General features: G+C 59.5%; 23 protein-coding genes. 13 read left to right on the forward strand and 10 right to left on the reverse strand.

The genetic code is table 11. The annotated features are described in order from the left end of the window. Window positions 1-15: 15 nt before the first annotated feature. The 3 genes from EDE09_RS10815 to EDE09_RS10825 form a co-directional block, all read right to left on the reverse strand. A complete protein-coding gene (locus tag EDE09_RS10815; RefSeq protein ID WP_112797823.1) occupies window positions 16-756 on the reverse strand; it encodes a FadR/GntR family transcriptional regulator in 741 nt (246 codons plus the stop codon). A 148-nt stretch (window positions 757-904) separates the two neighbouring features. Next, a complete protein-coding gene (locus EDE09_RS10820; protein ID WP_112797825.1) occupies window positions 905-1159 on the reverse strand; it encodes a WGR domain-containing protein in 255 nt (84 codons plus the stop codon). An 84-nt stretch (window positions 1160-1243) separates the two neighbouring features. Further along, window positions 1244-1999: an IclR family transcriptional regulator gene (locus tag EDE09_RS10825; RefSeq protein ID WP_112797827.1), complete on the reverse strand. Its 756-nt coding sequence runs from the start codon at window positions 1997-1999 to the stop codon at window positions 1244-1246. A 233-nt stretch (window positions 2000-2232) separates the two neighbouring features. Here EDE09_RS10825 and EDE09_RS10830 point away from each other — a divergent pair, with 233 nt between their 5' ends. The 4 genes from EDE09_RS10830 (at window position 2233) to pcaF (ending at window position 5331) form a co-directional block, all read left to right on the forward strand. Next, the gene (locus tag EDE09_RS10830) at window positions 2233-2517 is read left to right on the forward strand and encodes an acylphosphatase (RefSeq protein ID WP_112797829.1); all 285 of its coding nucleotides are present in this window, start codon (window positions 2233-2235) and stop codon (window positions 2515-2517) included. 190 nt (window positions 2518-2707) lie between these two features. Continuing rightward, window positions 2708-3415 carry a 3-oxoacid CoA-transferase subunit A gene (locus EDE09_RS10835; RefSeq protein ID WP_132410355.1) on the forward strand — a complete coding sequence of 236 codons (708 nt, stop codon included), beginning with the start codon at window positions 2708-2710 and terminating at the stop codon, window positions 3413-3415. Next, the gene (locus tag EDE09_RS10840; protein WP_132410357.1) at window positions 3412-4116 is read left to right on the forward strand and encodes a CoA transferase subunit B; all 705 of its coding nucleotides are present in this window, start codon (window positions 3412-3414) and stop codon (window positions 4114-4116) included. Before EDE09_RS10835 ends, EDE09_RS10840 begins: the two co-directional genes overlap by 4 nt. 9 nt (window positions 4117-4125) lie before the next feature. Continuing rightward, window positions 4126-5331, forward strand: a complete 1206-nt coding sequence (gene pcaF / locus EDE09_RS10845) for a 3-oxoadipyl-CoA thiolase (RefSeq protein ID WP_132410359.1) — start codon at window positions 4126-4128, stop codon at window positions 5329-5331. Window positions 5332-5413: 82 nt separating this feature from the next. Here pcaF and EDE09_RS10850 read toward each other — a convergent pair whose 3' ends face one another. Beyond that, window positions 5414-5791 carry a VOC family protein gene (locus EDE09_RS10850; RefSeq protein WP_132410361.1) on the reverse strand — a complete coding sequence of 126 codons (378 nt, stop codon included), beginning with the start codon at window positions 5789-5791 and terminating at the stop codon, window positions 5414-5416. Between the two features lie 35 nt (window positions 5792-5826). After that, a complete protein-coding gene (locus EDE09_RS10855) occupies window positions 5827-7356 on the reverse strand; it encodes a carboxypeptidase (RefSeq protein WP_245505116.1) in 1530 nt (509 codons plus the stop codon). 165 nt (window positions 7357-7521) lie between these two features. Here EDE09_RS10855 and EDE09_RS10860 point away from each other — a divergent pair, with 165 nt between their 5' ends. The 4 genes from EDE09_RS10860 (at window position 7522) to EDE09_RS10875 (ending at window position 10682) form a co-directional block, all read left to right on the forward strand. Further along, entirely contained in the window at window positions 7522-7893 is a 372-nt protein-coding gene (locus tag EDE09_RS10860; RefSeq protein WP_112797837.1) for an antitoxin Xre/MbcA/ParS toxin-binding domain-containing protein, read from the forward strand. Next, on the forward strand, window positions 7886-8401 hold the full coding sequence (locus EDE09_RS10865) for an RES domain-containing protein (RefSeq protein ID WP_105371137.1): 516 nt from the start codon (window positions 7886-7888) through the stop codon (window positions 8399-8401). The genes EDE09_RS10860 and EDE09_RS10865 overlap by 8 nt, the downstream gene beginning before the upstream one ends. Before the next feature lie 161 nt (window positions 8402-8562). Beyond that, window positions 8563-10269, forward strand: coding sequence for an ATP-binding protein (locus EDE09_RS10870; protein ID WP_105371136.1), 1707 nt, complete (start codon window positions 8563-8565; stop codon window positions 10267-10269). 11 nt (window positions 10270-10280) lie between these two features. Further along, window positions 10281-10682 carry a response regulator gene (locus tag EDE09_RS10875; RefSeq protein WP_105371135.1) on the forward strand — a complete coding sequence of 134 codons (402 nt, stop codon included), beginning with the start codon at window positions 10281-10283 and terminating at the stop codon, window positions 10680-10682. Window positions 10683-10773: 91 nt separating this feature from the next. Here the strand turns inward: EDE09_RS10875 and EDE09_RS10880 are convergent, their stop codons facing one another. Beyond that, a complete protein-coding gene (locus EDE09_RS10880; protein WP_132410363.1) occupies window positions 10774-11265 on the reverse strand; it encodes a MarR family transcriptional regulator in 492 nt (163 codons plus the stop codon). A 161-nt stretch (window positions 11266-11426) separates the two neighbouring features. On the opposite strand from EDE09_RS10880, the gene EDE09_RS10885 reads away from it, so the two are divergent. Continuing rightward, on the forward strand, window positions 11427-11585 hold the full coding sequence (locus EDE09_RS10885; protein WP_105371133.1) for a YqaE/Pmp3 family membrane protein: 159 nt from the start codon (window positions 11427-11429) through the stop codon (window positions 11583-11585). A gap of 3 nt (window positions 11586-11588) precedes the next feature. On the opposite strand, the gene EDE09_RS10890 is transcribed toward EDE09_RS10885, so the two are convergent. From EDE09_RS10890 to EDE09_RS10905, 4 genes are all read right to left on the reverse strand, one after another. Then, complete coding sequence (locus EDE09_RS10890; protein WP_112797839.1) at window positions 11589-12587, reverse strand: GlxA family transcriptional regulator; 999 nt, start codon at window positions 12585-12587, stop codon at window positions 11589-11591. A 142-nt stretch (window positions 12588-12729) separates the two neighbouring features. Beyond that, complete coding sequence (locus EDE09_RS10895) at window positions 12730-13923, reverse strand: NnrS family protein (RefSeq protein WP_132410365.1); 1194 nt, start codon at window positions 13921-13923, stop codon at window positions 12730-12732. Further along, window positions 13920-14591, reverse strand: coding sequence for an iron-sulfur cluster repair di-iron protein (gene ric, locus EDE09_RS10900; protein WP_132410367.1), 672 nt, complete (start codon window positions 14589-14591; stop codon window positions 13920-13922). Before ric ends, EDE09_RS10895 begins: the two co-directional genes overlap by 4 nt. 65 nt (window positions 14592-14656) lie before the next feature. Beyond that, entirely contained in the window at window positions 14657-16171 is a 1515-nt protein-coding gene (locus EDE09_RS10905; RefSeq protein ID WP_132410369.1) for a UbiD family decarboxylase, read from the reverse strand. A 166-nt stretch (window positions 16172-16337) separates the two neighbouring features. Between EDE09_RS10905 and napE the strand changes: the two genes are divergently transcribed. From napE to EDE09_RS10925, 4 genes are all read left to right on the forward strand, one after another. Continuing rightward, window positions 16338-16544 (forward strand): periplasmic nitrate reductase, NapE protein, encoded by a 207-nt coding sequence (gene napE / locus EDE09_RS10910; RefSeq protein ID WP_105371128.1) that lies wholly within the window; start codon window positions 16338-16340, stop codon window positions 16542-16544. Between the two features lie 226 nt (window positions 16545-16770). Beyond that, entirely contained in the window at window positions 16771-17058 is a 288-nt protein-coding gene (locus tag EDE09_RS10915) for a chaperone NapD (RefSeq protein WP_105371126.1), read from the forward strand. Next, window positions 17033-19537, forward strand: a complete 2505-nt coding sequence (gene napA / locus EDE09_RS10920; RefSeq protein ID WP_112797849.1) for a periplasmic nitrate reductase subunit alpha — start codon at window positions 17033-17035, stop codon at window positions 19535-19537. Before EDE09_RS10915 ends, napA begins: the two co-directional genes overlap by 26 nt. Further along, on the forward strand, window positions 19507-19998 hold the full coding sequence (locus EDE09_RS10925; RefSeq protein WP_105371124.1) for a nitrate reductase cytochrome c-type subunit: 492 nt from the start codon (window positions 19507-19509) through the stop codon (window positions 19996-19998). Before napA ends, EDE09_RS10925 begins: the two co-directional genes overlap by 31 nt. Window position 19999 lies beyond the last annotated feature (1 nt).

Below are 19999 nucleotides of genomic sequence, written 5' to 3' on the forward strand. Positions count from 1 at the left end.
AATGATGTTGTCACGTTAGCGCGCTGCAGCCGGCCCCCGTTTGGCGAGCGAGGTCTTGTCCTGCTCCTCCGCAAAACTCTGCGACAATCTCTGCTGTGACAGTTCAAGATGGTTTCGCATGGCTGCGCGGGCGCCCTCGGGATCGCCGGCTGCGATCGCATTCCGGATCGCTCGGTGCTCTTCAAGCGCGCTATGCCACGTGTCCCGGTTCTCGAAATAGCCTGCGAGCTTTTCGAAATAGGGCGTCATGCGCATGTCATGGATTTCACCCACGAACCGCTCCAGCGTCGCGTTCGAGACGATGGAGGCCACGGCCGTATGGAAACCGCGATCCAAGGCAAGTGCGGTCGGCCGATCGTCCAATGCATCCGACATAGCACGCAGGTTTTGATCGAGGGCGGCAATGTGGTCAGGCCGGGCTGCGCGTGCTGCTTCTTCCGCGATAGCACATTCAACGATCGAACGCGCCCTGAGCAACTCGAAAGGGCCTTCGATATTTTCGGACGGGATGGGGTTGGGCGGCGCCTGTCGGCGGCAGACATAGACGCCCGAACCCATGCGGATGTTTACGAAGCCTTCCACTTCGAGCACAATCAGGGCTTCCCGGACCGTCGGACGCGAAACGCGCAACATTTCCGCAAGCTCCCGCTCGGCAGGCAGCCGGTCTCCGACAGCAAATTGGCCCCGCTCGATAAGCGTGCGCATTTGATCCGCGGCCTGCCTGTAGAGGCGGCGCGGTGCGATGACCGAAAACATTCAGGTCCTCCCTGGGCGCTCGAGCTCCTCCCGCGCGCCACTGGTCAACTGGCCTTACCAGTCTTTCCGTTTTATATACCCGGTCCGAAAAATGTCAACGGTATGCATAGAACAATATGCACGAAGCTTTGAGCGGTGCTGATATCCGCTATATGCCTGTCTTCGATGGCATCGCTTGGTAGCCGCGGCGTAGTTTTCGGCGCAAAATAAGGGCGAGCTGACGCTCTGCTTCCTGGCGGGAGCCGAAAAGCTGGATGCAAAAACGCCCCTTGGTGCCGATGCGGCCCCAGTGACGGGTGAGGGCACTACCGTGGAAGAGGTCGGCATCCACATTCAGTGCATAAAAGCGATGCATGTTACGGGAGGCATCGCAACGGGTGAGAAGCAGCGGTTCGTCAGTCATGGGAGCAGAATCGCAACTCGCGATTCAGCCGTCCAACGACTTGATTGAATCGATCGCGGCGGATCGATTCATGATCGTGATGGATCAGTGCAAGACTGGGCGCAGAGAACGGGCAATGCTCTTCAGAGGAGCAAGGAAGCGCGCCGCCATTTCGGTCGCTGCGACGCTTGCCGCTGGAGCGCCGATGTTCAGGGCGGCAACGACGCGCCCTCGATCGTTCTCCAGCGGTACTGCGATCGAGCAGAGGCCGAGCTCCAATTCCTGGTCGATCACTGCAAAACCCTGCGCCCTGACCCGAGCGATCTCTTCCATCAACTGATCGGGGTCGGTCTTGGTATGCGGTGTGAAGGCCTTGAGGGTGGTCCGGTTGAGCAACTGGCGCGCTTCCTCGTCGGGACGCGCCGCGAGCAACACCCGCCCCATTGAAGCACAATAGGCCGGAAGACGGCTGCCGGGCATCAGGTTGATCGACATGACGCGCTGCTGGGAAGCACGCGCGATATAGACCACTTCCGTTCCGTCCAGCACGCTCGCCGATGCGCTCTGATGAACTTCCTCGGCCAGCCTGTCCAAAAAAGGCTGGACGATTTGAGGTAGTGGGGTCGCCGACAGATAGGCATGCCCCAGCCTCAGGATCTTGGGCGTCAACGCAAAGAACTTTCCATCGTAATCTGCGTAACCGAGCTCGGAGAGCGTCAGCAGACAACGTCTCGCCGTGGCACGGTCAAGCCCCGTCAGCTTCGAAACGTCCGCGATCGAAAGACGCGGCTGGGTTTGCCCGAAAGCTTCGATCACGCGTAGGCCCTTCGCAAAGCCGCCGATGAAATCTGTTTCCCGCATAATTGAATCCCTGCCGTGCCTCCCTTTCCATTTAGCCGATTATTTTTCGACTGTCTCAAGCCGACTTCAACGCACTTCGAGGTCGCTGCGGCCAAGATAACCTAGCTTTTTTACGGGCGTTTTATAGAGTGACAGCGTCAGGAGGCTGCAAAAGCGGTTACAATAGTTGTTCGATATTTCTTGCCGCCCGCCCAGCCTCCGTTTTGACAATCGTTGTCGGATGGGAGGCGGCTATGCCTGATGATCGTGAGGCGGTCCTGGTGCGGATAACGGGCATGGTGCAAGGGGTCGGTTACCGTGTCTGGACACGCAACGAAGCAATGAAGCTAGGTCTGACAGGCTGGGTTCGCAACGAAACGGATGGGTCTGTAGCCGCTTTGATTTCAGGATCCGGCAGTGCGATCTCGACCATGATCGAACGCTTCAGGCTCGGGCCTTCCGGGGCCTCAGTCTCCCGTATTGAGACGCAGCGGACTGAACTGGCGGAGACACCGAGCGGATTCCTCATCACCGGTTGACAGCGAGCGTCTGTCTGCGCTGCCGGCGGGTATTCGGGCGAGGCGGTGCACCTGGAAATTGGCAATCGACCAGTTGTCCGTCTCATCTGTGCGATATATGAACAAACATCAAATATCGCACAATCATGTTGACCTCTGGCCCCTCCCAGACCTTAATGCGGCATCTCAGATCCATGGGAGAGAGACCAAGATGGACAAAACAGTCGGGAGCCTGGCGGAAGCCGTTTCCGAAATCCATGACGGCGCGACCGTCATGATCGGTGGTTTCGGCGGTTCCGGCGCGCCGATAGAGCTCATTCACGCCTTGATAGACAAGAGGCCGAAGAACCTCACCGTGGTCAACAACAATGCCGGCAACGGGCGGATCGGCATTGCGGCAATGATCGACGCGGGCATGGTCAGGAAGATGATCTGCTCGTTTCCCAAATCGTCCGATCCGCGCGCTTTCACGGGTAAGTATCTTGCCGGCGAGATCGAGCTCGAACTGGTGCCGCAAGGTACGCTCGCCGAACGCATTCGCGCCGGCGGCGCAGGTATTCCGGCCTTCTATACGCCGACCGCTTACGGGACCGAGCTTGCCCAAGGCAAGGTAATCGCCGAATTTGACGGTCGACATTACGTACAGGAGCGCTGGCTGAAGGCTGATTTCGCGATCGTCAAGGGGCATTTCGGCGACACCTACGGCAACCTGACCTACAACAAGGCCGCCCGCAACTTCAATCCGCTGATGTGTATGGCGGCTGCCAAGACGATCGTGCAGGTCTCGAAGATAGTGCAGGCTGGCGAAATCGATCCCGAGCATGTGGTCACGCCCGGCATCTTCGTGGATCGGGTCGTCGAGGTGGAAAATCCCCAGCAAGAAGAAGAACTCATTCGAGCCGGAGTGGTCTACCTATGACCGTCGATACAAGCCGTATCAATACACGGGAAGATATCAAGCTTTCCAACGCCCAGATCGCCTGGCGTGCAGCTCAGGATATTGCCGATGGTGCCTATGTCAATCTCGGGATCGGTTTCCCGGAAATGGTGGCCCGTTACCAGCCGCCGGGGCGGCAGGCGATCTTCCATACGGAGAACGGTATCCTGAATTTCGGCGAAGCGCCCGCCGCCGGTCAGGAAGACTGGGACCTCATCAATGCAGGGAAAAAGGCGGTAACGCTGAAACCGGGCGCAGCTTTCTTCCATCATGCCGATAGTTTCGCCATGGTGCGCGGCGGCCATCTCGACGTTGCAATTCTCGGCGCTCTCCAGGTCGCTCAGAACGGGGACCTTGCCAATTGGCGGGTCGGTTCAAAGGGGGTGCCAGCCGTCGGTGGGGCCATGGATCTTGTCCATGGCGCAAAGCAGGTGTCGGTGATCACCGAACATGTCACAAAAAACGGTGAGCCGAAGCTGGTCGAAAAATGTACGTTCCCTCTAACCGGGGTTGCCTGCATAACCCGTGTCTACACGAGCCATGCCGTCGTCGACGTGGTAGGCGGCCATTTCGTCCTGCGCGAAAAGCTAGCCGGCATGACCGTGGACGAATTGCAGGCAATGACCGGCGCACAGCTTCATATCGAGGGGCCTGTAGGCGATCTCGTCGTGCCTGAACTCTAGGAAGAGATGATGACTGAAGCGTTTATCTGCGACTATATCCGCACTCCCATTGGCCGCTTCGGTGGCTCGCTTTCCTCCGTCCGTGCTGACGATCTTGCCGCTATCCCACTGAAGAGCCTGATGGAGCGCAATGGTTCGGTCGACTGGGAGGCTGTCAGCGACGTGATTTACGGCTGCGCCAATCAGGCGGGTGAAGACAACCGCAATGTTGCCCGAATGGCGGTTCTGCTCGCCGGACTGCCGGTTTCGTTGACCGGGACGACGATGAACAGACTATGCGGCTCAGGCATGGATGCCGTGATCACTGCTGCCCGCGCTATCAAGGCGGGCGAGGCGGAATTGATGATTGCCGGCGGGGTGGAAAGCATGAGCCGGGCCCCCTTCGTGATGCCGAAGGCGGAGACTGCCTTTTCCCGCAATGCCGAGATTTACGACACGACGATCGGCTGGCGCTTCGTCAACCCGTTGATGAAGAAGCAGTATGGCGTCGATTCCATGCCGGAGACCGGCGACAATGTGGCAATCGATTACAAGATTTCCCGCGAGGACCAGGACGCATTTGCAGTGCGTTCGCAGGCGAAAGCGGCTGCCGCGCAGGAAAACGGGCGCCTGAGCAAGGAAATTACCCCAGTCACTGTACCGCAGAGAAAAGGTGACCCGGTTGTCGTCGGCAAGGACGAACATCCGCGTACGACCTCGATCGAGGCGCTCGCCAGACTGAAACCGGTCAACAAGATCGAGGGCGGCACGGTGACTGCGGGCAACGCGTCCGGCGTCAATGACGGGGCGGCAGCGCTGATTATCGCTTCGGAAGCCGCAGCGAGGAAATATGGCCTCACGCCGATCGCGCGGATCATGGGTGGTGCGACCGCCGGCGTTCCCCCTCGCGTCATGGGGATCGGACCGGCACCTGCAACGCAGAAGCTTTGCGCGCTCTTGAAGCTGACACCGAAAGATTTCGACGTGATCGAGTTGAACGAGGCCTTCGCGAGCCAGGGAATTGCTGTTCTGCGCGAACTCGGGCTTGCGGAGGATGCTGATCATATCAACCCCAATGGCGGCGCGATTGCCCTTGGTCATCCGCTTGGCATGTCGGGCGCCCGCATTTCCGGTACGGCCGCGCTGGAACTGTCCATCCGCAAGGGCAGATACGCCTTGGCCACGATGTGCATCGGCGTCGGGCAGGGAATTGCCGTAGCGCTGGAGCGAGCCTGATTTTTTGGATTTCCCTTCCCGAAAGGGAGGGGAGGAACGTCCCTAAGCCTTGGCGAGAAGCGGAGGCTCGACCGCATCGATGTCAGGCGGGCTGAAACAGCTCGACCAGATTTCCCGAGGGATCGACCGCCAGAATCTGCGAGCCTCCCGGCCCCGTCACGATGTCGTTGCGGAAATTGACTCCGGCTGCAGTAAGCCGCGCCACCTCCTGGGCGAGATCGCCGACGACGAGATGAATGCGGTTCCAGCCTCCGGGACGTGGCAATTCCCCGTCCGGCATAGGCCGCCCCGCTGAACTTGTCCGGCCACTGAGCAAGAGCCGTAATGCACCCAGCTTCACGTCGGCAAAGGCCGGCGGATGAGCGGTAAGCAGCGTGAACCCGAAACTCTCCGTGTACCACCGTACGGAGGCTTCCACATCATCGACCATATATCTGACATTCACCAATGCCTCTGACATTCCGGCCTCCTCGCGTCTTTGGGTGGGGTGCATCCTCAATTGGACGGTTTAGCCTCATAGAAGGCTCTTACATTCGTCGCGAAACTCTGTCGGGAATCGGGACGCGTGTAAAACATATGGCCGCCCCGATATAGCTGAAGCTCCGTCCTGCCTGCCGCAAGCGCTGGCGGAAGGTGGTCGATGACATAGCGACTGGCGCCATAAGGCGTCAGCGCGTCGCTGTAACCGTGGGCGATCATCAACCGGAAAGTGGAGATGGTCGAGAGCAAATCGCGAATATCGGTTGAGGCGCTGGCGAGAGTGCGGCTATCTCCCCTTTGCCCGCCGTTCCATTCCCAGCGGCGGTTCACCTCCTCGTTCAGAAGACTGTAGGTCATGTCGCTCGCAAAGCCCAGTTCATTACGCGCATAGGCGGCGAATGCAGAGCCGTAGGCACGCGTATAACCATCCAGTATCGGATCGTCATTACGGCTGTAGACGTCTTCAGGATAGGCATCAGGTACCGCGTAAGATGCGTCATAAGGGCTGACGATCCGGCTTTCGCCTGCCATCTGCTTGGCATAGATGTCACCGACGAAGCCGCGTGTGCGGGCAATGGCCTCCTTCGAAATGCCGGTAAGCTCCGCAACCCGGCTATAAAGGGAATCCGCAGCCGGCCCGGTGGGAAAGGGGCCCGCGAGCGAAGCAAGATAGTCATGCATCGCAAACCGTTCGACTTCGATCAGCCTGTCCGGGGTAAAGGCGTTTTTTCGCTCGAGCTCGGCTGCCGCAAGCGAGGGAAGCTGCAGCGCCGCGCTTAAGGGGTCGTCCGAATTGGCGAGGAAACGACCTTCGATCATCGGCGACAGCATGATGATGCCGGAGGTCAGTATCCCTTGCGTATTCTTCAGCGAAACAGCCACCTTGGCGGCACGAAAGCCTCCATAGCTTTCGCCCAGCAGGTATTTCGGCGCTTCGAGCCTATTGTTCTTCTGGACATAGAGAGCAATGACTTTGGCTAAACTGTCGGCGTCTTGGCGAACGCCGTAAAAGCTTTTTGCGGCGTCGTCGCTGGCGGGGCGGCTCCAGCCGGTACCGACTGGGTCGATCAGCACCAGATCGGTAAATGCAAGCCAGCTTTCCGGATTGTCCTTGAGGGCGGGCGTTGTGCCGTTGTCGCCGGTCTCACCGAATTCGAGGATCCGCGGGCCGACGAGACCCAGATGGAGATAGGCGGAAGACGCGCCGGGACCGCCATTGAACACGAAGGTGAGCGGGCGGTCCGAGGTGCCGTTCTTGGCGACATAGGCGGTGTAGAAGATCTTTGCGGAACGGGTGCCGTCCTGACTAAAGAGATCAAGTGTACCGGCCGTTGTGGTATATGGGACCTCTCCGGAACGCCCCTTGAACAGGAGTTCCTTCGTTGCGTCAGCCGGGATCAAACTGAATATACCGCCGGCGGCGCCTTGTTCCGTCGAGTGGCTAGGTTGGCGGGGATCATCCGCGTTCGGCTGCTGTTGTGCAGAAACCGGCGAACAAAGAGCCAGAAGCACGACGATGGGCGCAACGAGATGGTGAAACTGCAAAACGGAATCCTCCTGGCCAGCCCAGCCTTATCTAGGGTCTCTTGTCGATCCGTAAAACTCAACTCCTTTTGATTGGCCGATGGAGGGGAACACTGATCTTGAAACGGAAACATTTTTTCCTCATATTGATCCACAAGATGTCAAATTTTGAAAGGAATGCGCTCAATGTCTGCCCATGCCTTTGAAGTCGGGGCGGCGTCCTTTGGTGCTCCGCAATCTTCATTCCTTTCGCCGCGGCGGGTGTCTGATCTGCTGGGCGTCAGTCACGCCGAGTTGGCAAAGTTGATCGGTGTCGCCCGCAACACTCTGACGGCCAAGAGCGGAGCCCGTAAGGTGGATGCTGCGTTGAGCCCCGTTGTCCGCATTCTCGCGATGGCGAGCGAGATGGCGGGAGACGAAAACCGCGCGGCGATCTGGTTCAAGCATCAGCCCATCCCGGGATGGGCCGGCAAGACCGCCTATGACCTGGTGGGCGAGGGCAAGGCGGACAAGGTTCTCGCCTATCTGGAAGCGGTGCGTTCCGGCGTCTATGCCTGACGCCGGTTCTGCCCCTTTGGTGCTGTGGCGGGCTTATGTGCCGCGCTGGGCCCATGCACCGCTTTCCGGGGAGGGAGCGGCGCGTTTTGGCGGGCGCTGGAATCCCGTCGGAGCGCCGGCCATCTACGCTGCGCTCGAACTGTCGACTGCATGGGCCGAATACAATCAGGGGTTCGTCCAGCACCCGGCCCTGATCGCTCAACTGCGGCTAGAGGGCGCGCGATTGGCCGACCTCAACAATTCCGAAACCCTGGCGGAATTCGATATCGAAGAGACCATACATCGATGCGAATGGCGGGCCGACCTGGATGCCGGGCGGCTGCCGGCGACCCACGCCCTCAGGGGAAGGTTGATGGGATTGGGGTTTGACGGCGTCGTCTATCCGTCCTTCATGTCGCCCGGGGGCACCTGCGTCGCGCTTTGGCGCTGGAACGGTGCGGGACTTCCCAAAATCGAGGTCATCGATCCGGAAGGGCGTTTGCCGAAAGGGCCAGCTTCCTGGCTGTAGCCCAGCACCGCGAGCAAACGTCCATCCTGCGGTGTGACAGATGCCTCATCCTGATCCTAAACCGGTGGCTGGAGTCGGATGCATGCTCAACCTTAGCATTCAAAGTTTAGGATAATGTAATATTTTGGGATGAATGATGCGTCGAAACAAAAGCGGCGGACATGCAGCAGGACAATCGGATCAAATCGCACGTCACATTCGTGCTCACATTGTTGACGGCATTGGCTGCGGTTCTCATCGCAGGCTTTGCCTGGCTTGCATCGACAAAGGTCGACGACATCGCCATGGAGCGGCAGAAGGACTTCGTCAAGCAAGGCCTTGATGAGCAGGTGAGGGCCGTGGCGCGGGAGTTGGAAAGCGTCACCACCTGGGATGATGCCGTGCTTTTCGCCCCCACCGGGCCGCGCGAATGGGTTTCCTACAATCTCGGCATTTGGATGCATCAATATTTCGGCCATGACCGGACCTATGTGTTCAATCCGCAGGACGAACTGGCTTATGTTGTGCGGGACGGCAAGGATATCCCGGTTCCCACATTCCTCAATGATGCCGAGTCGGTGACCGCGCTGAGGGACGCCATTCGTCTAGTCCTGCGCAAGCGGGCCAGCCAGGAAGATGTTGCTCAACCGGAAATCGCCGAAATTTTCGAGACCAAGATCGTCAACATCGACGGCCATCCCGCCGTTGTCAGCGCAAGACCGATCGTACCGAGTTCGGAGAAAGTGTCCCTGGCTCCTGGGCAGGAATATGTCACCGTTGCCGTAAAATTCCTCGACAGCGCCGTCGTTGGTGAGATCGGCCGCTATGCACGGCTCGACAAATTGCACTATGCAAGCGCGTCGCCACCGTCCCTGGCGGCGGTTCCGATCGTCTCGACGGCGGGGCAACCGCTCGGATACCTTGTCTGGGAGCCGATCCGTCCGGGCATGATGCTGATTGAACAGATCGCGCCTGCCGGTCTTGCCGGCGCCGTCGTGGCAATGGGCGTGGTGATCTTCCTTGGTCGGGGTTTGCACAAGACTTCCGTCGATCTATCGGAAAGCCGGCTCGCGTTGATGCGCCACCGGGACGAGCTGGAGGAGACGGTCAAGCTCCGGACAATGGAAATCGAACGGCAGCGGGAAGAGCTTGACCGGCTTTTGGCCCAGGAACGTCACGTGAATGCCCTGCAGCGCCAGTTCGTGGCAATGGCCTCCCATGAGTTTCGCACCCCGCTTGCCGTCATCGATGCCGCGGCACAGCGCCTATCCCGCGCCAAGGCCAGCAGCAAACCCGATTATGTCGCCGAAAAAGCGGCCCAGATACGCTCGGCAGTCTTGCGTATGGTTGATCTTATGGAAAGCATATTGTCTGCGGGCAGACTGGAAACCGGAAAGGCAGAGATCAAGTTGGAGCGGTTTTCGCTAACGGACTTGATTGAGAGCTGTTGCGAACGCCAAGCCGAGATCCGTAAATCGCACGTCTTTCACCGGGATCTGGTTAAATTGCCAGAGACGGTTCTTGCCGATCGCGCCGCAATCGAGCAGGTCATTACAAACCTTCTGTCCAATGCCACCAAATATGCTCCGCAGGCACCGGACATTCATATTACTGCCTGGTTGCAAGACCGGATGGCGGTCGTGTCGATTGCCGATGGCGGCATCGGCATGGATGCCGAGGACCTGCCCAAGCTCTTCCAGCCATACTATCGAGCCCGTAGCGCGAGCGGTATCGCGGGCACCGGCATCGGTCTCAATATCGTCAAGCAGATTATCGACCTTCATGGCGGCTCCGTTTCCGTTGAAAGCTCTCTTGGTAAGGGAACGACGTTCACCGTTGCGCTTCCAACCGACGGACCTCTCGCCAATCTTGTCAAACAGGCAGCATAAGGAATGCCCCAATGATGACCGTACTTTGCATCGATGACGAAGCTGACATTCGCCAGCTGATCGTCGAGGAACTGACCGATGCCGGGTTCAAGACCCTGGAGGCTGCCAATGGGCAGGAAGGGCTTGAGGTCATCTTGTCCCACTGGCCGGATATCGTCATCTGCGACATCTCCATGCCGATCATGGATGGGCAGCAACTGCTTGCCGAAATTCAAGTCAATCACCCCGAGCTTTCCAACATTCCCTTCATCCTGCTGACTGCCCTGACGGACAAGGAAAACGTGCTGACGGGCCTGCGTGCCGGAGCGGCGGACTACCTGACCAAGCCGATTGATTTCGACCTGCTCCTGGCCAAGCTCGCCGGCTGCGTCACGCGTATCGAAAATGACAGGGCGGTTGGTCGAGCCCTTTGAAGACGTCAGGTCAGGTAGCGTTTCTCATGTCCGGGCGCAGGTGGCTCGGTAACGGGTCAGGATTCAGACGCTTGCGGCCGCGCCGCATTCGTCATTCCGGCTTTGTTGCCTCATCGCGCTCGCGCAGATTGCGGGCGATCAGACGACAGAGATCGCGGAACTCCTCGTATGTCTCTTGCGGAAGAAAGGAAAAGATCTCGCGCTCGATTGCATCGGCCGCGATATCGCATGCCTCGACCAGCCGCTTGCCCTCCGCAGTCAGACTCATTCGGAGAATCCGGCGGTTGGCCGGATCCTCCTTGCGGACAATGAGTTTGCGGCGCTGTAGGCCCGCAATCAGTTCGTTCATCGTCTGCGGCGTGACGAAGAAGCGGCGGGAGAGATCGGCCGAGGAGAGGCCGTCTCGAGCGCCAATGACACTGAGGACTGTGTACTGGATTGGAGTTATCTGCAGTGAGGCGAGCCCCAATTCGAGCCGGCTCCGCACTGCGTGGCTCGTCTGATTGAGGAAATAGACAGCGCGAGGATGCTGCATCCTCCATTCCGTGGAAGTTGCGTTCTTGGACTGCAGATCTTCAGCCATCACTGGGCGGTGATCCTTCTTGCTGAAATGGTTATTTAAGCGGGGTAGCGGAGAAACGGAGAGGGCACAAGCAGGTTCCGCGGATTGGCGACGTGAGGATCGGCTGAAACCTTCCTCCTCGGGGAACGTTGTCCGCGGAATTTCCACTTGGAGGAACTCTTTTGGACATCATCCGCATTCTCCTTGCTTTCATCCTTCCACCGCTCGGCGTGTTTCTGCAGGTGGGTCTGGGTCTGCACTTTTGGTTGAACATCCTGCTGACCCTGCTTGGCTGGCTGCCCGGCATCGTGCATGCGCTCTGGGTGATCCTAAAGAAGTGACGCTCAGATCCTCGCTTTGAGCCTGCGGCGGGTGTCGCTCGGACTTTCACGATAATGGGCGCGGTAGCAGCGTGAAAAAGCCGAGGCGGAATTGAAACCGGTTGCGGCGGCGATGTCTGCAAAAGTAGCTCGAGTTTCGATAACCTTCCGGCGAGCGGCATTGAGTCTCAGCGCAAGATAATGTTCACTCGGTGCAACCCCCATCGTGCCGCGGAAAATGTCCTGCAAATGGCGGGAGCTCACGCCCGCCCGCCTCGCCAGCCGGGATAGGGGAAGCGGGGCCTCGACCGTTTCCTCCATCAGCCTGATGGCGGCTTGCACGCGGCTATCGATGATCCGCATGTTGCCGATCGCCGGCATCTGAAGGAGGTCGCCGCGGGTGCGTTCCTGCTCATAGATGAAGAGACGCGACACTTCGAGCGCTAGCGAATAGCCATGTGAGCGCCGGATCAACTCCAGCATCAGATCCAATGTTGGCAGCGACCCGCCGGTGGTGATGCGTTTGCCGTCGATAACGAAGCGTTCCCGGATCATGTTCACCTGTGGATAGGCGGCCGAAAAATCTTCGAAGTCTTCCCAATGCGTGGTGGCGGAAAAACCGTCGAGCAAGCTGGTGTCCGCCAGAACGAAGGAGCCCGCTTCAATACCGGCGATCAAGGAGCGATGGCGTGCCGTTTGCGAGAGCAGGAATTTTAGCTCGCGCGTGGTGCTTTTTTTCCAGCTGTAGCTTGAGAGCACAAAGAGCGGGTCCGTCTCGCGCGCAGGACGGAAAGGAGCTGAGACGGGGATGGGTATGCCGGCCTTCGTTTCGATAGGACGACCATCCGGCGAGAAAAGCTTCCAGCGATAAAGCTCGCGGCCGGTAATACGGTTGGCGGCACGAAGAGGTTCGATGACCGAGGCCACGAGGATCAGGTTCGTCTCCGGCAGCACGAGAATATCGAAATGCTGCTCGTCGGCAAATGGCCCGCCCTCTGGCAACGTCGCACTCTGGTAAGCCATTATTCCTACGCATCCCGGCCATGAATATCTTCAGTGAGCGGAAGCGGCATGTTGGTGTCCCGCTTCCGCTTTCCGGAAGCTGCCACAGGTTGCAGTTTAAAAAAACCGCAAAGGCAATTGATCGGCTGCAGGTTCGGGCTGCTCACTCCCGATCGGTGTCGGATCTCAGTCCCGAACTGAGGACGGGTCTCCGCACCGGCCCTGTCAATGCAGGCAGATAGCTCCACAAGAAGAGCGCCCAGCCCGCCATCCAGCACCCGGCCGACGAGATAATGGGATCGACAATTCCATGGGCAAGCGATGCCCCGAATATTCTGAGAAGGCTCGACAGGCAGATAAGCGAGAAAGCGGCCGCCATTACTGGACTGAGAACGAGTTGACGACCCTTACGGACCATGGCGGTCCGCATCATGATGGACATGATCATGGTACCCATGGCGCCCATGGTGACGGCATGGACCGCGTCTTTCAGTGGAAACCAGTGCGGGTTGAGCAGGGATGAGCCGGTGAGCAGCAAGGCGACCGGCGTCCACATCCACGCGATATGCAGCATGAGCAATGCCGGATAACGAAAGGCCTTGTAACCGCACCACCCTGCAGTCCGCGCAGACAGAAGCAATGCCGCCACGACGAAAAGAGAACCTGCCACGGTATTATGATTCACCGTGCCGAGATAGGCAGCGCCCAGAACGGTGAGGATTGCTGCGCGTGAAAGCCAGGGCCAGTCCCATCCGAACGCCATATCGCCGGTCTGTTGGACCCAATGGCGCGTGAATGCGGGCACGGCCCGGCCGCCCACGATGATGATGATCATGGCGAACAGAAAGGGATTGCCGGTCATTTCTTCCAGATGCACCCACGAGCCTCCGCCTGAAAAGGAGAGCGCGGCAGCCGTTCCAAGCGCGGCCGTTGCGAAGACGGCCCACAGCCGGCCCAAGGCTGCGGCCAAGAGGAGATAATATCCAAGGATCAGGGCCAGACTGAAGAAATAGATGCTGCCTCCGAGCGCGCGGGCCGGAGAGGGCATGACGTCGAAAGCAGCGACGACGCGTGCAGCAATCCAGAGGGTGGTGACGAGCTTCGAAATCGGCGGCGGAATCGGCCCCCGTTTTGCCCAGGCAGGTAGCGCGGTCAGCAGATAACCACCCACTGCCGCACCACCCATCCCGAACAATAGTTCGTTCTGGTGCCAGCTTGCCCGATCCGGCAAGAGACTTTCTGGAAGCAACCAGACGCCGGGTGTGATGAATGCCCAAAGACCGGCCAGAAAGAACAGCGGACGGTGCGGTGCGTCCCACAAGGAGCGCCAGACGGACTCCGAAGAGCGGGTGGTCAATCCGCCAACTCTGCCTTCTCGAAACGAGGAAAGAGCACGGCGTTTTCGAGATGCATGTGCGTGACGAGATCGTCGGTAAATTTTCGCAGCCCGGTATAGAGAGCCGTCCAGGAGCCGCAGGCGCCGGCCGGCAGGGAGAGCCCGTGCGTCACATGCTCGATGGCCTTCAGATGCTCCATTTCGTCATCGTGCTCATGCCGCATCTCGGCTATCGGATGCCCGATAGACGGGCTGCCGCCCCGTTGCATCATCGGGAAAAGTATCTGCTCTTCCCGCGCCATATGAGCATCGAGATCGTCCCGAAGCGTGGCCAGAGCGTCAGCAAGTCCGACCGGCGCCGAAGGATGGCTTCCGTGGACCCGCTCGACCTTCTGGGCAAGCGGGATGAGCCAGGCGAGTTCTTCCCGGTGGGTGGCGTGATACCGGCTCAGAAGGTGAGAGATGAGTTCCTTCGTTTCGGACGGCGCGTCGCGCCCGGCAGCTTGCGCCAGCGCTTTAAGATCGGCCAGCAGAGCTTCGGGTGCCAGGCCCGCATCTTGCGCCGCTTCGCCGAGAGGTACGTTGCCACCGCAGCAGAAGCTGATGTCATGGCGGCGGAAGAGCTCTGCAGCGCCCGGCAGCGTTGCGGCAATTGAACTGACGGTCTGGTCCAGTGCGAGGTCGGTCATCTTGTCCTCCTGAGGTTGATCGAGTTGGGTCTTTCGTCTTTCACGGTCGCGGATCGACTGTTCCTTCAATGGTCATGACGATTGCCGTCGAGCCCCAGCGACGCCCACAGGGCGTCGACCCTGTCGGCCACCTCGGAAGGCATGGTCAGCACCTCGCCCCATGCCCGCTCGGTTTCGGCGCCGATCTTGCTCGTCGCATCCAGGCCCAGCTTGCCGCCAAGTCCGGGCTGCGGGGAGGCAAAGTCGAGGTAATCAATCGGTGTTCTATCTACGACGAGGAGATCACGGCTGGCGTCGAAGCGCGTCGAAAGCGCCCAGACGACGTCCGGCCAGCTTCTGACATTGATATCGGGATCCACTGCGATGATGAGCTTGGTGTAGCTGAACTGCGGTAGGATCGACCACAATCCCATCATGATCCGCCTTGCCTGACCCGGATATCGCTTGTTGATCGAGACGACGATGGCGCGATAGGAACACGCTTCCGGGGGAAGCCAGAGGTCGACAATCTCCGGGAACTGCCCCTTGATCAGCGGCAGAAAGAGATCGTTCATGGCCTCGCCGAGCCGTGAGGGTTCGTCCGGCGGTCGGCCGGTATAGGTCGAGAGGTAGATCGGCTGGTGACGCATGGTGATGGCCGACAGGCTAAGCACGGGGAACGGCTCGACGGCGTTGTAATATCCGGTATGGTCTCCGTAGGGGCCCTCTTCGGCGGCCTCGGTCGCAGAGACCGTGCCTTCCAGCACGATTTCGGCTTGCGCGGGAACGGGAAGGGGAACCGTCAGCCCGGTTGTCGTTTCCTGCCGTCTGCCTTTCAGGACACCCGCAAAACTGAGTTCGCTCATCCCGTCGGGAAGGGGCATGACGGCGGCAAGGATCGTCGCAGGGTCGGCTCCGATCGCGACGGCTACCGGCATGTCGCGGCCGAGCGCTTGCCACATGCGATGATGCCGGGCGCCGCCTCGATTTGCCAGCCAGCGTACGATCAGGCGGTTTCGGCCGAGCTTCTGCATGCGGTAAATGCCGACGTTGAGATCGCTCGGGTCGTCCGGCGCGTGAGTGATGACCAGCGGCCAGGTGATGAGGGGAGCCGGCTCCCCCGGCCAGCAAGATTGAATCGGCAGCCGGTCGAGGTCGATCTCACGTCCTTGCCAGACAAGCTGCTGGCAGAGGGCGCGAGAAACCGGACGCGCGTTCATGGACAAGGCGGCCCTCAAATGAGGCAGTTTTTGCCAGGCGTCACGCATTGATTTCGGCGGCTTCGGTTCACGCAGTTCGGCGAGGAAGGCGGCAAGTTGAGGAAGCCCTCCGGCCTCAAGGCCCAGGCCCCATTCGATCCGTTCGCGGGTGCCGAAGAGATTTGCCAGAAGCGGGATGGTCTGCGTTGTTCCCGACGCGTCGACGGGTTGTTCGAACAGGAGCGCAGGCCCGTGGTCCGCAAGCACCCGCCGGTGGATTTCGGTAATTTCGTGAACCAGGGAAACGGGGCGGGCTATCCGTTTGAGACTGCCGCGCTTTTCCAGGAAGCTGACGAAATCCTGAAGGCTTGCGTGGCGACGAGGAGTGACATCTGCTTTCATGCGCGAGATGTGCCGGGCTGCAGACAATATGTCTTTGCGCTGGCGCAAGTTACGGAACCGTCGATGCGCTAGTCTCAGTCATAGTTGCCTCGCCTTCTGCGGCGGCGAGAATAGGTGCAGACCTTGGGTTGACGAGTTCGGACGATGATCCATCTTAGAGCAAGAGATGGCCCCAGAGGAGGTGAGCGTGCCTGATCTTCCCCTTCAGCAACACGAGGAGCTGCCCCGGAGCCGGTGGAGGGAGTTACTCACTTTCCTTGTGCTGGCATTCGGCATCTGGCCCATCGTGGCTGTAGGAGTGGTGGGCGGCTACGGCTTTCTCGTTTGGATGTACCAGATTATCACCGGTCCGCCCGGACCTCCCGGTCATTGAGGTGTTCTGATGTCTGCGGCGTCATTTTCCCTGCGAAAGACCGATACCGGCAGGGTGGCTGTCTCGCCCACCTCCTTGCGTAATGCGGCGCGCGGCTTTGCAACCGATGTTGGGCTTGCCGGCCGATGTCCCTCCTTGATCGCTGGCAAACAAGCTGGCGGGCGCCGTGCCTGCGTCCGCAGGCTTCAGACAAATACGGCCTTGAGCAAGCGCCGAAGGATGACGCATGCCTGAAAAAGCGAACCGCCACTACATCTCCAGCGCCGTCATCGTCGTGAGGCCTGAAGCCGAAGAACGCGTCGTGCGGGATTTAATGGCGATGGAGAGGGTGGAAGTTCACGCCATCCAGGGCGGCAAGATCGTTGTCGTCATCGAGGGCGCCAGCAGCGGCGAGCTCGGTGCGTCTCTCGCGGCAATATCTGCAATCGACGGGGTGGTGGCCGCCAATATGGTGTTCGAACACTCCGAAAACGTGGAGGCAATGTCTGATGATCGGAGAATTGACGCGGCGTGACCTTATCAAGGCGCATGCGGCGGGGATAGCGGCCGCGACTGCCGGGATCGCGCTTCCGGCCGGCGCCCAGCCGGTACCTGGCGGGGTAGAGTCGCTGGAGATCAAGTGGTCGAAGGCCCCATGTCGGTTCTGCGGCACGGGTTGCGGGGTCATGGTCGGCGTCAAGGAAGGCCAGGTCGTCGCCACCCACGGCGACATGCAGGCCGAAGTCAACCGTGGCCTGAATTGCATCAAGGGCTACTTCCTCTCCAAGATCATGTATGGTGAAGACCGCCTGAAGACGCCGCTTCTGAGGAAGCGAAACGGCAAATATGCCAAGGATGGCGAATTCGAGCCTGTAAGCTGGGACGAAGCCTTCGATGTGATGGCCGATCAGTGCAAGAAGGTGCTGAAGGAGAAGGGGCCGACAGCAGTCGGAATGTTCGGCTCCGGACAATGGACGATCTTCGAGGGCTATGCTGCAACCAAGTTGATGCGCGCCGGCTTCCGTTCGAACAATCTCGATCCCAACGCCCGCCATTGTATGGCGTCGGCTGCCTACGCCTTCATGCGCACCTTCGGCATGGATGAGCCGATGGGCTGTTACGACGACTTCGAAAATGCGGATGCCTTCGTGCTCTGGGGCTCGAATATGGCGGAGATGCATCCGATCCTCTGGACGCGCCTTGCGGACAGGCGGCTCGGACATCAGCACGTCAAGGTTGCCGTCCTGTCGACCTTCACTCACCGCAGCATGGATCTTGCCGATATTCCCGTCATCTTCACGCCCGGGACCGATCTCGCCATCCTGAACTATATCGCTAACCACATCATCACCAGCGGCAAGGTCAACGAGGAATTTGTCAGGAACCATACGACCTTCATGAAAGGCGTGACCAATATCGGCTACGGCCTGCGGCCGGAAGATCCGCTGGAGCTCAAGGCGGCCAATGCGGCCAACCCCGCCAACATGGAGCCGACCGACTTCGAATCCTTCAAAAAGTTCGTCTCCGACTACACCCTTGAAAAAGTGGCAGACCTGACGGGCGCGGACCCGGGGTTTTTGCAGCAGCTTGCGGACCTCTACGCAGACCCGAACCGGAAGGTGATGTCGCTCTGGACAATGGGCTTCAACCAGCACGTCCGCGGCGTCTGGGCAAACCAGATGCTCTACAATCTCCATCTTCTCACGGGCAAGATTTCCGAACCCGGGAATAGTCCGTTCTCCCTCACCGGGCAGCCATCGGCCTGCGGTACTGCGCGTGAGGTCGGTACTTTCGCGCATCGGTTGCCGGCCGACATGACGGTAACCAATCCTGAACACCGCCACCATGCGGAGGAAATCTGGAAGCTGCCGGAAGGCCTTCTTCCGGATAAACCCGGCTACCATGCCGTGCAGCAGGACCGCATGCTCAAGGATGGGAAGCTCAGCTTTTATTGGGTGCAGGTCAACAACAACGTTCAGGCTGCACCGAACACGAAGAACGAGACCTATCAGGGCTACCGTAATCCGGACAACTTCATCGTGGTGTCCGACGCATACCCGACGATCACCGCCATGTCGGCGGATCTGATCCTGCCTGCGGCGATGTGGGTCGAGAAGGAAGGAGCCTACGGTAACGCCGAGCGCCGCACCCATGTCTGGCATCAGCTTGTTCAGGCACCGGGTGAAGCGCGGTCGGATCTCTGGCAGTTGGTGGAATTCTCAAAGCGCTTCACCACGGATGAGGTCTGGCCGGCGGAAATGCTGGACAAACATCCCGATTACCGTGGCAAGACATTGTTCGAGGTATTGTTCAAGAACGGGCAGGTAGACCAGTTCCCGCTCAGCGAGGTGGACAAGTCGTACCCGAACAACGAAGCCTATGCATTCGACTTCTACATCCAGAAGGGGCTGTTCGAGGAATACGCGTCCTTCGGGCGGGGTCATGGCCATGATCTGGCGCCCTATGACCGATATCATCAGGAGCGCGGCCTGCGCTGGCCGGTGGTGAACGGCCAGGAGACCAAGTGGCGTTATCGCGAAGGTTACGATCCCTATGTCAAAGCCGGGGAGGGCGTAAAATTCTACGGTCGTCCGGACGGCAGGGCCGTCATTCTCGCGGTTCCCTACGAGCCTCCGGCTGAATCTCCCGATAACGAGTACGATTTCTGGTTGGTGACGGGTCGCGTCTTGGAACATTGGCATTCCGGTTCGATGACCATGCGCGTACCGGAACTGTACAAGGCATTCCCTGGCGCCCGATGTTTCATGAACGCCGATGATGCCAGGAAACGTGGTTTCAATCAGGGAATGGAAGTCAGGATCGTTTCCCGAAGGGGTGAAATCCGGTCGCGTGTGGAAACCCGCGGGCGAAACCGCATGCCGCCGGGCGTGATCTTCGTGCCATGGTTCGACGCCAGTCAGTTGATCAACAAGGTCACCCTAGACGCTACCGATCCCATCTCGAAACAGACGGACTACAAGAAATGCGCTGTGAAGATTCTCCCCGTCGCATAATCCTCCGTTCCTTTTTGGCCGCCCTTGCCGTCTTTGCTGCAGTGTTCTCAACGAATCTCGCAGTCGCTCAAATGGTTCGGGAATTGTCGGGACCACCTGGCGGGATGGACATGGTTCCCGCAAAGCCGATGCCGAAATGGAACGTGGACGACGTCCGCAAAATGCGGGCCTACCCGGACCAGCCGCCGGTCATTCCCCATTCGATCGAAGGTTACCAGCTTTCCGTCAATACCAATCGCTGTCTTTCCTGCCACAAGCGGGAATTCACCGAGGGCGCAGGCGCCCCGATGATCAGCGTCACCCATTACATGACCCGCGAGGGGCAGATGCTCGCGGACGTCTCCCCACGGCGCTATTTCTGCACCGCCTGCCATGTGCCTCAAGCGGAGGTGCAGCCGCTTGTCGGCAATACGTTCCGCGACATGAGCGAAATGGGCGTCGAGCATCTGGGAGGAAAGTAGC

Origin of the sequence: Neorhizobium sp. S3-V5DH (genome assembly GCF_004343065.1) — a bacterium.
GTDB classification, from domain to species: domain Bacteria; phylum Pseudomonadota; class Alphaproteobacteria; order Rhizobiales; family Rhizobiaceae; genus Neorhizobium; species Neorhizobium huautlense.

What these genes read in the sequence shown, in the direction of transcription:
- ric (WP_132410367.1), bottom strand. Translation starts at nt 14,591, where the DNA reads ATGACCGACCTCGCACTGGACCAGACCGTCAGTTCAATTGCCGCAACG.
- EDE09_RS10830 (WP_112797829.1), top strand. Translation starts at nt 2,233, where the DNA reads ATGCCTGATGATCGTGAGGCGGTCCTGGTGCGGATAACGGGCATGGTG.
- EDE09_RS10860 (WP_112797837.1), top strand. Translation starts at nt 7,522, where the DNA reads ATGTCTGCCCATGCCTTTGAAGTCGGGGCGGCGTCCTTTGGTGCTCCG.
- EDE09_RS10880 (WP_132410363.1), bottom strand. Translation starts at nt 11,265, where the DNA reads ATGGCTGAAGATCTGCAGTCCAAGAACGCAACTTCCACGGAATGGAGG.
- EDE09_RS10825 (WP_112797827.1), bottom strand. Translation starts at nt 1,999, where the DNA reads ATGCGGGAAACAGATTTCATCGGCGGCTTTGCGAAGGGCCTACGCGTG.
- EDE09_RS10850 (WP_132410361.1), bottom strand. Translation starts at nt 5,791, where the DNA reads ATGTCAGAGGCATTGGTGAATGTCAGATATATGGTCGATGATGTGGAA.
- EDE09_RS10890 (WP_112797839.1), bottom strand. Translation starts at nt 12,587, where the DNA reads ATGGCTTACCAGAGTGCGACGTTGCCAGAGGGCGGGCCATTTGCCGAC.
- EDE09_RS10815 (WP_112797823.1), bottom strand. Translation starts at nt 756, where the DNA reads ATGTTTTCGGTCATCGCACCGCGCCGCCTCTACAGGCAGGCCGCGGAT.
- EDE09_RS10835 (WP_132410355.1), top strand. Translation starts at nt 2,708, where the DNA reads ATGGACAAAACAGTCGGGAGCCTGGCGGAAGCCGTTTCCGAAATCCAT.
- EDE09_RS10905 (WP_132410369.1), bottom strand. Translation starts at nt 16,171, where the DNA reads ATGAAAGCAGATGTCACTCCTCGTCGCCACGCAAGCCTTCAGGATTTC.
- pcaF (WP_132410359.1), top strand. Translation starts at nt 4,126, where the DNA reads ATGACTGAAGCGTTTATCTGCGACTATATCCGCACTCCCATTGGCCGC.
- EDE09_RS10870 (WP_105371136.1), top strand. Translation starts at nt 8,563, where the DNA reads ATGCAGCAGGACAATCGGATCAAATCGCACGTCACATTCGTGCTCACA.
- EDE09_RS10865 (WP_105371137.1), top strand. Translation starts at nt 7,886, where the DNA reads ATGCCTGACGCCGGTTCTGCCCCTTTGGTGCTGTGGCGGGCTTATGTG.
- napE (WP_105371128.1), top strand. Translation starts at nt 16,338, where the DNA reads ATGGCCCCAGAGGAGGTGAGCGTGCCTGATCTTCCCCTTCAGCAACAC.
- EDE09_RS10840 (WP_132410357.1), top strand. Translation starts at nt 3,412, where the DNA reads ATGACCGTCGATACAAGCCGTATCAATACACGGGAAGATATCAAGCTT.
- EDE09_RS10820 (WP_112797825.1), bottom strand. Translation starts at nt 1,159, where the DNA reads ATGACTGACGAACCGCTGCTTCTCACCCGTTGCGATGCCTCCCGTAAC.
- EDE09_RS10915 (WP_105371126.1), top strand. Translation starts at nt 16,771, where the DNA reads ATGCCTGAAAAAGCGAACCGCCACTACATCTCCAGCGCCGTCATCGTC.
- EDE09_RS10875 (WP_105371135.1), top strand. Translation starts at nt 10,281, where the DNA reads ATGATGACCGTACTTTGCATCGATGACGAAGCTGACATTCGCCAGCTG.
- EDE09_RS10925 (WP_105371124.1), top strand. Translation starts at nt 19,507, where the DNA reads ATGCGCTGTGAAGATTCTCCCCGTCGCATAATCCTCCGTTCCTTTTTG.
- napA (WP_112797849.1), top strand. Translation starts at nt 17,033, where the DNA reads ATGATCGGAGAATTGACGCGGCGTGACCTTATCAAGGCGCATGCGGCG.